This window comes from Ruegeria sp. SATB045, from assembly GCF_059613525.1.
The window spans coordinates 376,465-390,207 of sequence record NZ_JBXWSR010000037.1 but is presented as its reverse complement, the minus strand read 5'-3'; the positions used below and the strand labels follow the sequence as shown (position 1 = coordinate 390,207).

Sequence of the window (13,743 nt, the reverse complement as noted above, 5' to 3'; positions counted from 1 at the left end):
ATCCAGATCAACGAAACCATAGGACACGGGCCATGACACAATACGCAGCCATCATGTTGGCCGCCGGAATCGGAGTTCCCATCCTCGCCGCATTGAACGCGGCTTTGGGCAAGATGATCGGTTCCCCCACGACCGCCGCAGTGGTTCTGTTCGCCATCGCCTTTGCATCTTCGGCGGTCGTCATGGTGCTATTTCCGGGGTTCGGAGCCTTATCGAAAATCGCCGGGGCACCAAGACACCTGCTGCTTGCGGGTGTGCTTATCGCCTTCTACGTTCTGTCTATCACCCACGTCGCCCCGCATTTCGGTGTGGGCAACGCGGTGTTCTTCGTGTTGATCGGACAGTTGATCAGCGCCGCTGCCATAGACCATTTCGGCCTGTTCGGTGCGCAAGTCACGCCGCTGACATGGATACGCGCGGGCGGTATTGCCGTGATGGCCGCCGGGGTGGCGATCACTCAACTGGCTTAAGAACGCCCCCATCCAACCGCAGCTTGCGATCCATCCGCGCGGCCAGATCCATATTGTGCGTGGCGATCAGGGCCGAGAGCCCCTCGTCCCGCACCAATGCCATTAGCGCATCGAACACCTGATCCGAGGTCTCGGGGTCGAGATTGCCCGTCGGTTCATCCGCCAACAATACGCGCGGCGCGTTGGCCAGCGCGCGGCAAAAGGCGACCCGCTGTTGCTCGCCCCCAGACAGGGCCGCCGGGCGGTGATCCGCGCGCGCCGCAACACCGACGCGATCCAGCAGCGCCATCGCCCTGTCCTGTGCGGCCTTCTCGGAGACACCATTGGCCAGTTGCGGCAGGGTGATGTTCTCCAGCGCTGTGAACTCGGGCAGTAGATGGTGGAACTGATAGACAAAGCCTACATCCTGCCGCCGCAGCGCGGTGCGGGTGCGGTCGCCTTTGCCTGCGATGCTCTGCCCTGCGATCTCAACGGTGCCGCTATCGGGCGTGTCCAGCAGCCCGGCAATATGCAGCAGCGTCGACTTGCCCGCCCCAGAGGGCGCCACTAGTGCAACTGCCTCGCCCGCGCGTAGGTCCAGATCGACGCCGCGCAGCACCTGCACCTCGCCCGGTGTGCCCTGCAGATAGGTTTTGGTCAGGCCGTTCAGCCGCAATGTCACATCACTCATAGCGCAGCGCCTCAACCGGGTTCAGCCGCGCCGCGCGACGGGCCGGAAAATAGGTGACGAAGAAGGACAAGCCAAGCGACAGCCCCACGGCCTTAAGCACATCGGACAGGTGCAACTCGGCCGGCAACGCATAGATGCCCCGGATCGAAGGATCCCAGACCCCGCCGCCCATGACAAAATTCACAAAGCTGAAGATCGGGTCGATATAAATGGCAAACAGACAGCCCAACACCACACCCATCGTGGTGCCGATAATGCCCGTAAATGACCCGCAGATGAAGAACACGCGCAGGACAGACCCCTCGCTGAGGCCAATGGTGCGTAGGATGCCGATATCTCGCCCCTTGTTCTTGACCAGCATGATCAGACCCGAGACGATGTTCATCGCCGCAATTAGTACAAGGATCGACAGGATGATGAACATCACATTGTCCTCGACCTCAAGCGCGCGCAGGAACCCGCCCGAGGCGTCCTGCCATGTCCATATCTGACTGCGTTCGCCTGCTGCTTCCAGGATGGGGATCAGAATGGGTGTCAGATTCTCCGGATCATCCACCATAACCTCGATCTCATCGGCCACACCTTCCCGGTTAAAGAAGGTCTGCGCCTGTTCGAACGGCATGTAGACACGGGTGCGGTCGATGTCATAGCGCCCGGCCGAAAACACATAAACCACCCGATAGGCGCTGACGCGGGGCGAGGTGCCAAAAGCCGTCTTTACCCCGTTAGGCGAGGTCAGCTTGACTGTATCCCCTACTGTAGCCCCGATACTGCGCGCCACGCCCGAACCGATCGCAATAACGAATTCCTCGTTCTGGAATTCCGACAGATCGCCAACCGCCTGATCGCTTTCGGCGATGCCCGGCAGGTCCAACAAGTCGTCCGGCTGTATCCCAAAAACTTCGACACCGCTGCTGCGGTCGCGGTTGGTGATCAGCACTTGCCCCTTGACCAAAGGTGCCGCCCGTTGAACGCCCTGCACCTGCCCGATCCTGTCAGCCACCTGATCGTAGTTTTCAATGGTCCGATCTACGCGCCCCTGGGCATCAAAATTCCCAGCCGAATAAACCGTCACATGCGCGTTGGCCCCCAGAATGGTGCCGACAAACTCGGCACGGAAACCCGATCGAACAGCCAACGTGGCGATCAGAGCGAACACGGCCAAGGTGATCCCGATCAGCGAGATCCAGGTCATCACGCTGACGCCCCCCTCGGCGCGGCGCGCGCGTAGGTATCGCCAGGCGATTTTCCATTCAAAAGGTGCAAAGGGCGGGGGTGTCTTGGCCATGCCTGCTCCGGTGTTTTTGTTGGACGTGACCCTTTCGGCATTTGGCCAAATGGTCAAGCCGCGCGTTATCCCGACAGGGCTGCGGTTTGCTGCAAAACGGCCTCGGCCCGGTTCCGGACACAAATGCCGCGCGCCTCAAGCTCGTGAAAGACACGGTCGCGCAAATCCTGGGGCAGGTTTGCGATGGCGCGGTTGTGCAACCCAAGCGTCAAACTGCGCGGGTCATCCAGCCGTCCCAGCAACTGCGTCAGCGCCTCGGTCGAATACGTAGGCCAGAGCCCGATGGCTGTAGACTCCGCCTCTTCGAACCATGGGGCGTAACCGTCGTGGGATTTCAGGCAAAACGCGTTCATCAGCATGAACTCTCAGGGCCGCCTGCGCGACGCGAACAAGGCCTGAACCGAGCCGTAGCGCGCGTTGATTTCATCCAGCAGAGACAGGACAAGCGACCGGCGCACAGGGTACGGCGTGGCAAAGGTTGTCGTCTTGATCTGCCCTGGATCAGACCGTGGCGCACCTAGGGCATCCAAACTTTGCAGCAGCCAGTTGCGGTGAAAATCACTTTCAATGTCAATGAACGGGATGCGCGCCGCGCCGCCGGGCGTAAAGAACTCTGCCTCATCAAACTCGCGCAGAAACAGGTTCTTGGTGTCCAGAATGACCATATTCTCGGAGGCCGCGACCCGCGCCGCGCCCAGTTTCAGAATCTGTTGATTGCGGTAGCCATTGTTGCCACGCCACCCGCCCTTGCGGATCAGCGGAATGCGAAAGCGGTTCTCGATCAGCACACGATCCAGCGCCGGGCGTCGCGCACAATGACCCTCCCCCAGTAGAACATCGTCCCCACTGAGGACACGCACCTTGTCTTGCAGTGCTCCGTAGGCAGGTAGAATCGGCTCGATGCGCTGCCGCAACGCACCCTCATCAACGTCGTTCATGATCACATGGATCGACCCGACCTGCGCTGGATCAACAAACCGGGCGAAGGAAAGGGCCTGAAGTTCCAGCAAAGGAAAGTCCCTGGAATATACAACCGTTGCGAAACTCAGCACCGCGCAGACCTTTTTGCGTTTTTCCGCTCATCTAGCAGCATTTGCCGACCTGTCCAAGCGAACCACACCACGAATCAGTCGTCGGTTCCGGCAAACCGCTATTCGAGGTAAGGATGATTTAGTCGAACCTCTCAAAACCAAAGGTTGTGATACCGTTCACAGACCAGCGGCGACTGTTTCAGCTGTGTAGTCAATGCCGGGTTCGCGTGATTGACTGAACTCAAAATGCAACATTTTCGTTGGAATAATATTTCGCTTTTTGATTATTTTTCGAAATTTTGCCACCCTGACTTTGGGGGAATACAATTTTTGGAGCGGGGGTCGCTCATGAGTATTCGACTAAACAAAGAAAAAGCGGGCGCGATTTCGGCCCGGCAGGCATCGACAGAACTGGATTGCGAAACAGCGGCATTGCTGAGGGCCGCGATACGTCCTTTGTTTGCCAGTGCGGCCAGTTGGAATGGCCTGACAGACATCCTTAAAGACAAAGGCTACCAGCTTGCCTTCCGGCAAGGACGCCTGTGCATTACCGACATCGCATCGGCAAAGCGGGTGTGTGGGCTGAAGTTCCTGGGGCTGGAGTTCCGCGACTTGGTGCAGCGGATGGGACGCCCCATAGTTGTTGCACGCGACAGTGAAACCGGAGACCTGCTGGCCGCCCGACCTTCGGTGAACGGTGCTTAAAAGCTGCGCCAGAACTGGACTGAACGCCGCGTGGCCTTCCACAGGCTGTGGAGCGCCGCCGCTTTGATACCGGTGCAAGTGCCAGGTTGCAGCATTAGCCCAAGGACCAGTTTCGCGGGCATGTGGCCGCGATGGTAGAACCGGCAGAAATCATCTTCGGTCAAACCATCTGCGGCCTTCAGCTTATCGTAGTACTTCATCCAAACGCGCGCATAGTCCCGGGCCGTCAGATCCGTATCACTGCTTGCACCGCGCCCCCAGAACATCGAAATCGGCTCGTCCATACGTTCGCCCTGATACCCGGCAGATATCATGCGCAGCATCAGGTCATAATCAGCCGCCACGCGAAATTGCGGATCATGGCCGCCCAGCGCCTTGAACACGTCGCTTCGGATCAGGACCGAGTTGTGACAGAACGGCATACGCTGAAGGATCGCAGTCAGAGACATGCGTTTTTCGCGGCTTTCCGTCCCGTCCTTGAACCGGCGCAAGGTGGACCCGTACAGGAAGTCGGGCCGGGTCGCGGTCAAACGTTCAGCGGCTATGTTCAGGATGTCATCCGAAGCGAGTGAGTCATCCGAGTTCAGGAACAAAAGGTATTGACCACGCGCGGCCCCTGCCCCCTTGTTCATCGCATCATAGAGGTTGCGGTCCGGTTCGCTGATCACGCGGGTCCGTTCTGCATTGGCAGTGACGTCCTGAAGAAACGGGACGGTGCCATCCGTTGAGGCACCGTCCTGAATAATATGCTCGGCCCTCAAGCAGTTCTGGCGGGCCATGCACGCGATTACCTCGCGAAAGCTATCCTGCCGCCCTTGGGACAGCAGGTTATGCGTCGCCGTGACAACCGAGATCAGCGGCGCGTCTGTGTCAGCCGATTTGCTCATAGATCTCGGCGATCTTAGTGACGGCGGCCTCGGGGCTGAGTTCTTCGCTCTCGCCAGTGCGGCGGCAGGTCAGTTCCACCACACCGTTTTTCAACCCGCGCGGACCAACGGTGATGCGCCATGGCAGGCCGATCAGGTCCATGGTGGCGAATTTGCCACCTGCCCGCTCGTTGCGGTCATCATAGAGCGGCTCCAGCCCCAGCGCAGTCAGCGCACCGTAGAGCTTGTCACAGGCCGCATCTGCCTCTTCATCGCCCTGCTTCAGGTTCACGATGCCGCAATGGAACGGGGTTACGCCTTCGGGCCAGATGATGCCCTTATCGTCATGGCTGGCTTCTATGATGGCGCCGATCAGGCGGCTGACGCCGATGCCGTGGCTGCCCATGTGAACGGGCGTCGGCTTGCCATCCGGGCCTTGAACGGTTGCGCCCATCGCCTCGGAATACTTGGTGCCGAAATAGAAGATCTGCCCTACTTCGATCCCACGCGCCACACGGCGGCGATCCTCGGGCACCTGATTGAACAGCGCCTCGTCATGGGTTTCATCGGTGCGCGCATATTTCGAGGTGAACTCTTCCAAGATCGCCTGACATTGCGCGCGGTCGTCATAGTCGATCTGACGATCGCCAAAACTCAGATCGGTGACAGCGCTGTCATAGAAGACCTCGGATTCACCTGTATCGGCCAGCACAAGGAATTCATGAGTGTCATCCCCACCGATGGGGCCGGAATCGGCGCGCATCGGGATGGCTTGCAGGCCCATACGCTCATAGGTGCGCAGATAGCTGACCAGATGGCGGTTATAAGCGTGCAGCGCATCCTCTTTGGTCAGGTCGAAGTTGTAGCCGTCCTTCATATAGAACTCACGCCCCCGCATCACGCCGAAACGCGGGCGGATTTCGTCGCGGAACTTCCACTGGATCTGGTACAGGGTCAGCGGCAGGTCTTTGTAGCTGTTGACGTGGCCACGGAAAATATCCGTCACCAGTTCCTCGGCAGTCGGCGTAAACAACATATCCCGGTCATGCCGGTCCTTCATCCGCAGCATCTCCTGACCATAGTCGTCGTAACGCCCGGATTCGCGCCACAGGTCCGCCGATTGGATGATCGGCATCTGGATCGCTATGTGGCCAGCGCGCGCCTGCTCTTCGTGGATGATGTTTTCCAGCTTGCGCAGCACTTTGAAGCCCATCGGTAGCCACGAGTAAATCCCGGCCGAAGCCTGCTTGATCATGCCCGCGCGCAGCATCAGCCGGTGACTGACGATCTGAGCCTCGGAGGGGTTTTCCTTGAGAACGGGCAGAAAGTAACGGCTCAGGCGCATGGGAGGACCTTCAAAGGTGAAAATTTCGCTGCAAGGTGATTATGCCAAAGCCTCGCCGGGGGCAATCACGCATTGGCGTTTTTGCGACCCCTGGCCCGTCGCATTTTTTATTGACCCGCCAGTCAGGAACCTCAAATGTGACAGGAATGTAAAAATGTGAGGCCCCGATGCAGACAATCTCGGAACCCGCCCGTCAAATTCCTGTTGTTCACCAGACGGATGTTCTGGTCGTGGGCTCTGGCCCCGCCGGGTTGGCCGCCGCTTTGGCCGCCGCGCGCGCCGGGGCCGAAGTGTCACTGGTTGACCGCTTTGGCTGCATGGGCGGCAATATCACCGCCGTGGGGGTAGAGGGGTTCGCATGGTATCGCCACGAACAAACGGTCGAGGCAGGCGGCATCGGCATGGAGTTTGAGACCCGCGCCAAGGACATGGGCGCGGCGGTGCCGGAAAGCCAGTCGCTGAGTTATGAGCTGGACAGCGAGGGGTTCAAGCTGGTCGCCGACAAACTGGTCGAAGAGGCGGGTGTGCATCCGATGCTGCACCGTCAGTTCGTGGCCCCGATCATGAACGGCAACCGGATCACCGGCATCATCACCGAATCCAAAGCGGGGCGCGAGGCGATTCTGGCCCGCGTTGTAATCGACGCCACCGGCGACGCAGATGTCGCCCACCGCGCCGGTGCCCCGACCCATAAAACCGCGCGCGAGGATATGATGGCCGCCTCGGTCATGTTTCATCTGGCCGGTGTCGACAAGCGCGTGTTTATGGAGGGCGTCAAGGCCGATCCGCAGACCTACAAGGACTGGGGCGGCGGCGGTGAGTGGAATATCGAGACCTCGGGGAAAGAGGATGACATGTTCTCGCCCTTCGTTCACAAGCCCTTCCAACAGGCGATTGATGCAGGGATGATCCCGCCGCACCTGAACACCATCGCAGGCACGTGGGGTGCGATGCATGATACGGGTGAGCTGACCTATATGAACCTCATCCATCTGGCCGAGATTGACGGCACCGATCCCGACAGCTTGACGCGGGGCGAGATCGAGGGCCGCCGTCAGTCGATGCTGGCCATTGAGGCGCTGCGCCGTTTCATGCCAGGCTGCGAAAACGCGCGGCTGCGAAATTTCGGCATGACCATCGGTATCCGTGACACACGCAAGATCGACGCGGTCTACAACATGACCGAGGATGACGCCCGCCATCAGGGCCGGTTCGAAGATACGATCGGCATCTACCCCGAATTCATTGACGGCTATGGCATCCTGATCCTACCCACCACGGGGCGGTATATGCAGGTGCCCTATCGTTCGATGCTCCCCAAGGGAATCAAAGGGTTGCTGGTCGCGGGCCGCTCCCACGGAGCCGACAAAGTGGCCCATGCCGCCACACGCAACATGGCCTGCTGCGCTGTCATGGGCCAAGGCGCAGGCATCGCCGCTGCGCTATCGTTGAAAAGCAATCAGGAGGTCGACACGATGAACCTCGCCCCCGTCCACAAAGAACTCGATCGTCAGGGCGTGCGGATTCACTGATGCAGCATATCCCAACCATCGACATCACCCCCCTGCGCGACTCGGCGCACTCGGACTACGCTAGCACCGTTCAGCAAATCATGGACGCCTGCACCGGTATCGGCTTTCTGTCGATCACCGGCACGGGCATTTCCCCCGATACGGCAGACGCCGTGCGCGCCTGCGTGCGCGATATCTTTGCGGTCGAGGAAAGCGCCAAATGGGATCAGGCCATCACGCGCGAGAATTACCGCGGATACATCCCGATGGGGTTCTTTACCCCGAATGACGGATCGGGAAAGGCCGACAAATACGAGGGCTACAAGCTGCACTATGACGTGGCCCTCGATGCACCGATCCGGCAGGACTGCGCGCTGTATGGCCCGAACCTCTGGCCAAAGGGCGTGGACGGCGCGCGCGACACGATACTGGGCTATTGGTCGCAACTGGACACGGTGGCCGATCACCTGCTGGGCGCGCTAGAGGTCGGCCTGGCCCTGCCTGCGCGCGCCCTGCGCGATGCCTTTGTCGATCCAATGACCAACATGACCCTGCTGCATTACCCGCCGCAGGCACCGGATGAGGGTGGATATGGTATCCACCCGCACAAGGATACCGACGCCCTGACCATCATCGCCCCCGACCCCGTCGGCGGGCTGGAGGTTCAGACCCGCAAAGGCGGCTGGATCATGCCGGACTGCCCGCCGGGCGGGTTTGTCGTGAATATCGGTGACATGCTAGAGCTTTGGTCCGGTGGACGCCTGAAATCCACGCCACACCGGGTTGTCAACCGATCTGGGCAAGAACGCTATTCCTTCCCATATTTCGCTGTACCTCGTCATGATGTTGTTGTGCGTCCGCTGCTGGAGCCTTTGGACGGATTCGACCGCCCTTCGGTCCATTGCGGCCATTGGTCGGCCGAGATATGGCGCACCAACTGGCCAGATGAACATGCCGATGAGGCGACGCCGGAACTGGGAACGCTTGCCGATTGAGGGGCAGAAATCCACAGCCCCATGAACCGCTTGCATCGCCGCGCCGCATACGCCAAGAACATATGCAAGAACCGGCAACAAGGGGACGGGCATGGCGCTGCCAGTGAAGGACCAACTCAGATACTGGGGCATTGCCGCTGTTGTCTTCGTGTTCCTGATGTGGGCGCTGGGCGATGTGCTTTTGCCTTTCGTAATTGGCGGTGCGATTGCCTATTTTCTTGACCCGGTTGCCGACCGGCTGGAAAATCTGGGGCTGTCACGCATGGCGGCAACCGCGATTATAACCGTTGTCGGAGTTCTGGGCTTTGTCCTGATGATCCTGATGGTCGTGCCCGCGCTGGTCACGCAGCTGATCGACCTTGTCGAGTTCATGCCCAGCCTGATCAAACAGCTGCGCGGGTTTGTCGAGCAACAATTCCCCTCGCTGCTGGACCGCGAATCCAGCTCGCACCAATTCCTTGTCTCGCTGGGCGAGACGCTGCAATCCAAAACCGGGGATGTGCTGCAATCGGTGGCGGCGTCGCTGGGATCCGCGATCAATGTGGTGGTGCTGCTGGTGATCGTCCCCGTTGTCGCTGTCTATCTGCTGTTGGACTGGGACCGTATGATCGCCCGTGTCGGAGAGCTGTTGCCCCGCGACCACGCCCCCACCATAAAGCGCCTGGCCAGCGAGATTGACGCCGTTTTGGCCTCGTTCGTGCGCGGTATGGGGACGGTCTGCCTGATCCTTGGCACCTATTATGCCGTGGCGCTGATGGCGGTGGGCCTGCAGTTTGGCCTGATCGTGGGCTTTATCGCCGGGCTCGTGACCTTCATCCCCTATCTGGGCGCACTGATCGGCGGATCGCTGGCAATCGGGCTGGCCCTGTTTCAGTTCTGGGGCGACTGGGCGCAGATCGGGCTGGTCGCCGGGATCTTCGCGCTGGGACAAGTGACCGAGGGCAATTTCCTGACCCCCAAGCTGGTGGGCAGTTCGGTAGGTTTGCACCCTGTCTGGCTTTTGCTGGCTTTATCGGTGTTTGGCGCCATGTTCGGATTTGTCGGGATGCTGGTGGCGGTTCCGGTCGCGGCGGCACTGGGTGTTGTGGCCCGGTTCATGACCTCTCTTTATCTGGACAGCCGCTTGTATACGGGCCTTGAAGGGCTTCAACAGGACGACGAATAAATGCCCCGCCAACTGAGCTTTGACCTGCCGGCCAAAACCGCCTTGGGCCGCGAGGATTTCTTTGTCTCGCCTGCCAATGCGCTGGCGGTGGCGATGATTTCTGCGACCTCGTGGCCCGGCAACAAGCTGGTGCTAAGCGGCCCGGCGGGCGCGGGAAAGACTCACCTGGCCCATGTCTGGGCGGCTGAGACCGGAGGCCGGATTATTCAGGCCCGTGATCTGCGCTATGACGATGTACCCGCACTGGCCAGCACGCCGATTGCTGTGGAAGACGTGCCGATGATCGCCGGTGATCCCGACCTCCAAAAGACGTTGTTCCATTTGCACAACTTGACGCTGGCGGAAGGCAACGCTCTTTTGATGACAGGGCGCATGGCTCCGAAGTTCTGGGAACTGCCGCTGCCTGACCTTCAAAGCCGGATCGAGGGGGCACACCACGTAGCACTGGACCCGCCAGACGACGCCCTTTTGGGGGCGGTTCTGGCTAAACTGTTTCTGGACCGACAGCTTAACCCGGGCCCCGAGGTGATATCCTACCTTGTGAAACACATGGATCGTAGGTTCGAGACAGCCGCAAATGTTGTCGCGCAGTTGGATTTGGTGGCTTTGACTGAAAAACGTGACATCACCCGCTCGCTGGCTGTGCGTGTTTTGAACTCGGACGTAGGTGATGTCGCATCTGACGATTGACCCAAACCCGACGATTTCGCATTCTAAGCACGGAATATCTGGAAGAGACATGGATCAGACCGTCGACACAGACATCCCCGACTGGGGGCCTTTCGGAAAACCGCTATTCGACAACCCCGAGGCCCGCGCCCTGTCGCGTGTCGGAGTGGTCGACGTTGGATCGAACTCGGTCCGAATGGTTATCTTTGACGGTGCAGCACGGTCGCCAGCCTATTTCTACAACGAAAAAGTTATGTGCGAACTGGGCGCAGGCCTGTCCGAGACCGGGCGTCTGAACCCACGCGGACGGGAACGCGCATTGGCTGCCCTGCGTCGGTTTGCACAACTGGCCCAGGATTTGGGGCTGCCGGGCCTGCATGTTGTCGCGACGGCTGCGGTGCGCGAAGCCACAGATGGGCCTGCCTTCTGCAAAGAGGTGTTTGCCGAAACTGGCCTGACCGTCTCGGTTATCGACGGCGGTGAAGAGGCGCGCCTGTCTGCGCAAGGCGTCCTGTTGGGCTGGCCCGGAGCCTATGGCTTGATCTGCGACATCGGCGGGTCTTCGATGGAACTGGCCGAGATCGGAGGCGGCGATGTGGGCCGCCGCGTGACATCGGCCCTTGGTCCGCTCAAGCTGCGCGATATCAAAGGTGGGCGACGGGCGCGCAAAGCACATATCAAAGCCACGATGGAAGAGCTGCGCGATCAAATGGGGCCGCAGCGTGACCGGCTGTTTCTGGTCGGTGGCAGTTGGCGTGCTTTTGCACGGTTGGACATGTTGCGCCGGGGCTATCCGCTGAACGTGCTGCATGAATACCGCATGACCACCAAACAGGTTCACGAGACAATAAAATTCATTGAAAAGGGCGACCCGGACAAGCTGCGAAGCCTTGCTGGTGTGTCTGGCTCTCGTATGGCGTTGATGCCCTTTGCGATGGATGTACTGGCCCGGTTGGTGCGGACGTTCAAACCTAAGGATATCGCGATCTCAAGCTATGGCATCCGTGAAGGCTTGCTATACGAACAGATGCCGCAAATCCTGCGCGACCGCGATCCATTGATCGAAGCCAGTCGATTTTATGAGGCGAAAGATGCTCGCTTGCCCGGGTTCAGCAAACACTTGTTTGACTTCGTGATGCCCTTGTTCAAATCCGCCCCCGACGCACGGGTGCGTCTGATCAAGGCGGCTTGCCTGCTGCATGATGTAAGTTGGCGCGCGCATCCCGACTACCGGGCCGAGACCTGCTTTGACTATGTCACACGCGCCAATTTGGGGGGCCTAAAACACTCCGAGCGGGTATTCATCGGGCTTGCCCTGCAGCACCGATACCGCAACAAGCGCGAAGATAACCGGTTTGCACCGCTTTATGACCTGTTAGATGAAAGCGGCCAGAAACAGGCCGAGATTCTGGGCAAAGCCATGCGGTTCGGCGCGATGCTTTGGATGCAGAACGACGCCACGATGGGTAAGTTGCGCTTTTATCCAAAAAAGCGACAGCTTGAACTGTTTTTGCCTGAAACCGCTGCCTCGCTCTTCAGCGAAGTGGCCCAAGCGCGCCTGAATTCACTGGCGTCTGCACTGAGGTCGGAAACCCGCGTTGTGATCAAAGGCTGAGCCTTAGATATCAATCTCACCTTCCGGCGCGTCCTGCGGCTGTACCGGTTCGATTTCGGGTGTTTCAGGCTTTTTGCGGATAATGATATCGCCATTGGGCAGGATTTCCGGGACCTCATAGGTGCTCCAGTCCTCGATCTCGGCAGCCAGATCCGCAAGCGCTGGACCCATCTCGGCCATGAAAGACTGCATCGCTGGTCCAAACTGATCAGCCAGCCCCAGCAATTCATCGAACGCTGGTTCCATTTCCTTTCGCAGCCCTTCAAAGAACAGTTCGGCGCCTTGCTCCATCAGCGACGGGCCGCTGTCATCTTCAGCGTGGGCCGGGTGGGTCAAGGCTGCGGAAATCGCGCAGATCGTGATGAAATGTCTCATACTGGCAATATAGAGCCATCAGGCCGGTCATGTAAGGTCACAGATCAATATCCAGTGTGACGGGGAAATGATCGGATGCGGTCAAAAGCGCTTGATGCAAGTCCTTCACAGCCAGGCAGGCGGGATCATGAAAAGGATGCCAGATGCGCCATTGCGGACTGCACGCCCGCAATTCCTCGCTGATCATGATGTAGTCCAGTAGAGCCTCAAGATTCTCACCTTCGGTCGGGCGCGCAAAGCGCGCCGTCGAAAACAAACTACCCGGTTGATCCGCATAGGCCTCGACCGCGTGAGGGTCGAACAGGCCCGCTTGCAACAAAATCTCGACCGAGGATCGGCCGAACAGGTTTTCAAACTCATCCAGCCCCGGTCCATCGTTCAGATCGCCCATCAGGATCACGGGTTCTGCCGCGTCTAAATGGGCCCCTACCCGCCGCGACAGCCACACCGCCTGAGCCAATTGCTTGCGTCGATTGGCGATCGAGATTCGTATAGCCTCATCCCGGCTTTCGGCCCCATGAGGGGCTTTTGACTTCAGATGCGCGCCGATCAGACGAAAGCGCCCACCCGCCGGTGTCCGCACCAATAGCTCCATCGGAGGCTTTGAAAACCGAACGCGGTCTTCGGTCGCGTCGATGTCGAGGTCAATATGAAACACGCCGTCAAACCGCGGGGCGTTCTTGTCACCCGTCCCCTTCGGGTCGTGATTTACTGCCATGGCCATCGGGTCATACATCAGCGACAGTTCCTGATGCGTGTCGTTGGCAAAACCCATCACCGCGTGACTGGTGCGCAGATCAAATGCTTCGGCAAAGCGCTGCAACGCGCGCACAGTGTTCTGGGTCTTACCAGTGTTAGGCGCTTCGACTATGAGCATCGCGTCCGCATCTACGGCCGTCAAAACTTTGGCAATCGCCTCAACCTGTTCCGCCTTGGTGATGTTGTGCCTGCCGGACCAACTGTCGTCGACAATCAGCTTGTCCTGACGATCAAAAAGATTGGCGAACCACTCGATATTGTAGGTCGCCAACCGCATTG

14 protein-coding genes and 1 pseudogene are annotated in these 13,743 nt (G+C 59.4%); 7 read left to right on the top strand and 8 right to left on the bottom strand.

The window, feature by feature from the left end; all coding sequences use genetic code 11:
- Positions 1–32: 32 nt before the first annotated feature.
- A complete protein-coding gene (locus AC2FNR_RS21590) occupies positions 33–470 on the top strand; it encodes a DMT family transporter (protein WP_170352507.1) in 438 nt (145 codons plus the stop codon).
- Here the strand turns inward: AC2FNR_RS21590 and AC2FNR_RS21585 are convergent.
- The 4 genes and pseudogenes from AC2FNR_RS21585 to AC2FNR_RS21570 all read right to left on the bottom strand — a co-directional run.
- Positions 454–1,140: an ABC transporter ATP-binding protein gene (locus AC2FNR_RS21585; protein WP_170753129.1), complete on the bottom strand. Its 687-nt coding sequence runs from the start codon at positions 1,138–1,140 to the stop codon at positions 454–456. The genes AC2FNR_RS21590 and AC2FNR_RS21585 overlap by 17 nt on opposite strands.
- Positions 1,133–2,428 (bottom strand): lipoprotein-releasing ABC transporter permease subunit, encoded by a 1,296-nt coding sequence (locus tag AC2FNR_RS21580; RefSeq protein WP_496851376.1) that lies wholly within the window; start codon positions 2,426–2,428, stop codon positions 1,133–1,135. Before AC2FNR_RS21580 ends, AC2FNR_RS21585 begins: the two co-directional genes overlap by 8 nt.
- A 65-nt stretch (positions 2,429–2,493) precedes the next feature.
- On the bottom strand, positions 2,494–2,787 hold the full coding sequence (locus AC2FNR_RS21575; protein WP_496851374.1) for a hypothetical protein: 294 nt from the start codon (positions 2,785–2,787) through the stop codon (positions 2,494–2,496).
- Positions 2,788–2,793: 6 nt separating this feature from the next.
- Positions 2,794–3,483, bottom strand: a pseudogene (locus AC2FNR_RS21570) (DUF6492 family protein); the annotation flags it as partial.
- A gap of 324 nt (positions 3,484–3,807) precedes the next feature.
- On the opposite strand from AC2FNR_RS21570, the gene AC2FNR_RS21565 reads away from it, so the two are divergent.
- Positions 3,808–4,164, top strand: a complete 357-nt coding sequence (locus AC2FNR_RS21565; RefSeq protein ID WP_496851372.1) for a hypothetical protein — start codon at positions 3,808–3,810, stop codon at positions 4,162–4,164.
- On the opposite strand, the gene AC2FNR_RS21560 is transcribed toward AC2FNR_RS21565, so the two are convergent.
- Complete coding sequence (locus AC2FNR_RS21560; RefSeq protein WP_496851370.1) at positions 4,161–5,051, bottom strand: glycosyltransferase family 2 protein; 891 nt, start codon at positions 5,049–5,051, stop codon at positions 4,161–4,163. The two genes, AC2FNR_RS21565 and AC2FNR_RS21560, sit on opposite strands and share 4 nt — an antisense overlap.
- A complete protein-coding gene (gene proS, locus AC2FNR_RS21555) occupies positions 5,035–6,375 on the bottom strand; it encodes a proline--tRNA ligase (protein ID WP_170753139.1) in 1,341 nt (446 codons plus the stop codon). The genes AC2FNR_RS21560 and proS overlap by 17 nt, the downstream gene beginning before the upstream one ends.
- A 167-nt stretch (positions 6,376–6,542) precedes the next feature.
- On the opposite strand from proS, the gene AC2FNR_RS21550 reads away from it, so the two are divergent.
- From AC2FNR_RS21550 to AC2FNR_RS21530, 5 genes are all read left to right on the top strand, one after another.
- Positions 6,543–7,907: an FAD-dependent oxidoreductase gene (locus tag AC2FNR_RS21550; RefSeq protein ID WP_496851368.1), complete on the top strand. Its 1,365-nt coding sequence runs from the start codon at positions 6,543–6,545 to the stop codon at positions 7,905–7,907.
- Positions 7,907–8,881 carry an isopenicillin N synthase family dioxygenase gene (locus AC2FNR_RS21545; protein ID WP_496851366.1) on the top strand — a complete coding sequence of 325 codons (975 nt, stop codon included), beginning with the start codon at positions 7,907–7,909 and terminating at the stop codon, positions 8,879–8,881. Before AC2FNR_RS21550 ends, AC2FNR_RS21545 begins: the two co-directional genes overlap by 1 nt.
- 91 nt (positions 8,882–8,972) lie before the next feature.
- Complete coding sequence (locus tag AC2FNR_RS21540) at positions 8,973–10,046, top strand: AI-2E family transporter (RefSeq protein ID WP_170352498.1); 1,074 nt, start codon at positions 8,973–8,975, stop codon at positions 10,044–10,046.
- Positions 10,047–10,736, top strand: coding sequence for a P-loop NTPase family protein (locus tag AC2FNR_RS21535; RefSeq protein WP_480867674.1), 690 nt, complete (start codon positions 10,047–10,049; stop codon positions 10,734–10,736). It abuts the gene before it with no gap.
- A 49-nt stretch (positions 10,737–10,785) separates the two neighbouring features.
- Positions 10,786–12,330: a Ppx/GppA family phosphatase gene (locus AC2FNR_RS21530; protein WP_170753146.1), complete on the top strand. Its 1,545-nt coding sequence runs from the start codon at positions 10,786–10,788 to the stop codon at positions 12,328–12,330.
- Between the two features lie 3 nt (positions 12,331–12,333).
- On the opposite strand, the gene AC2FNR_RS21525 is transcribed toward AC2FNR_RS21530, so the two are convergent.
- Together AC2FNR_RS21525 and AC2FNR_RS21520 are read right to left on the bottom strand one after the other, a co-directional pair.
- The gene (locus AC2FNR_RS21525) at positions 12,334–12,705 is read right to left on the bottom strand and encodes a hypothetical protein (protein WP_170753148.1); all 372 of its coding nucleotides are present in this window, start codon (positions 12,703–12,705) and stop codon (positions 12,334–12,336) included.
- Positions 12,706–12,742: 37 nt separating this feature from the next.
- A complete protein-coding gene (locus AC2FNR_RS21520; protein WP_496851363.1) occupies positions 12,743–13,741 on the bottom strand; it encodes an endonuclease/exonuclease/phosphatase family protein in 999 nt (332 codons plus the stop codon).
- Positions 13,742–13,743: the final 2 nt, after the last annotated feature.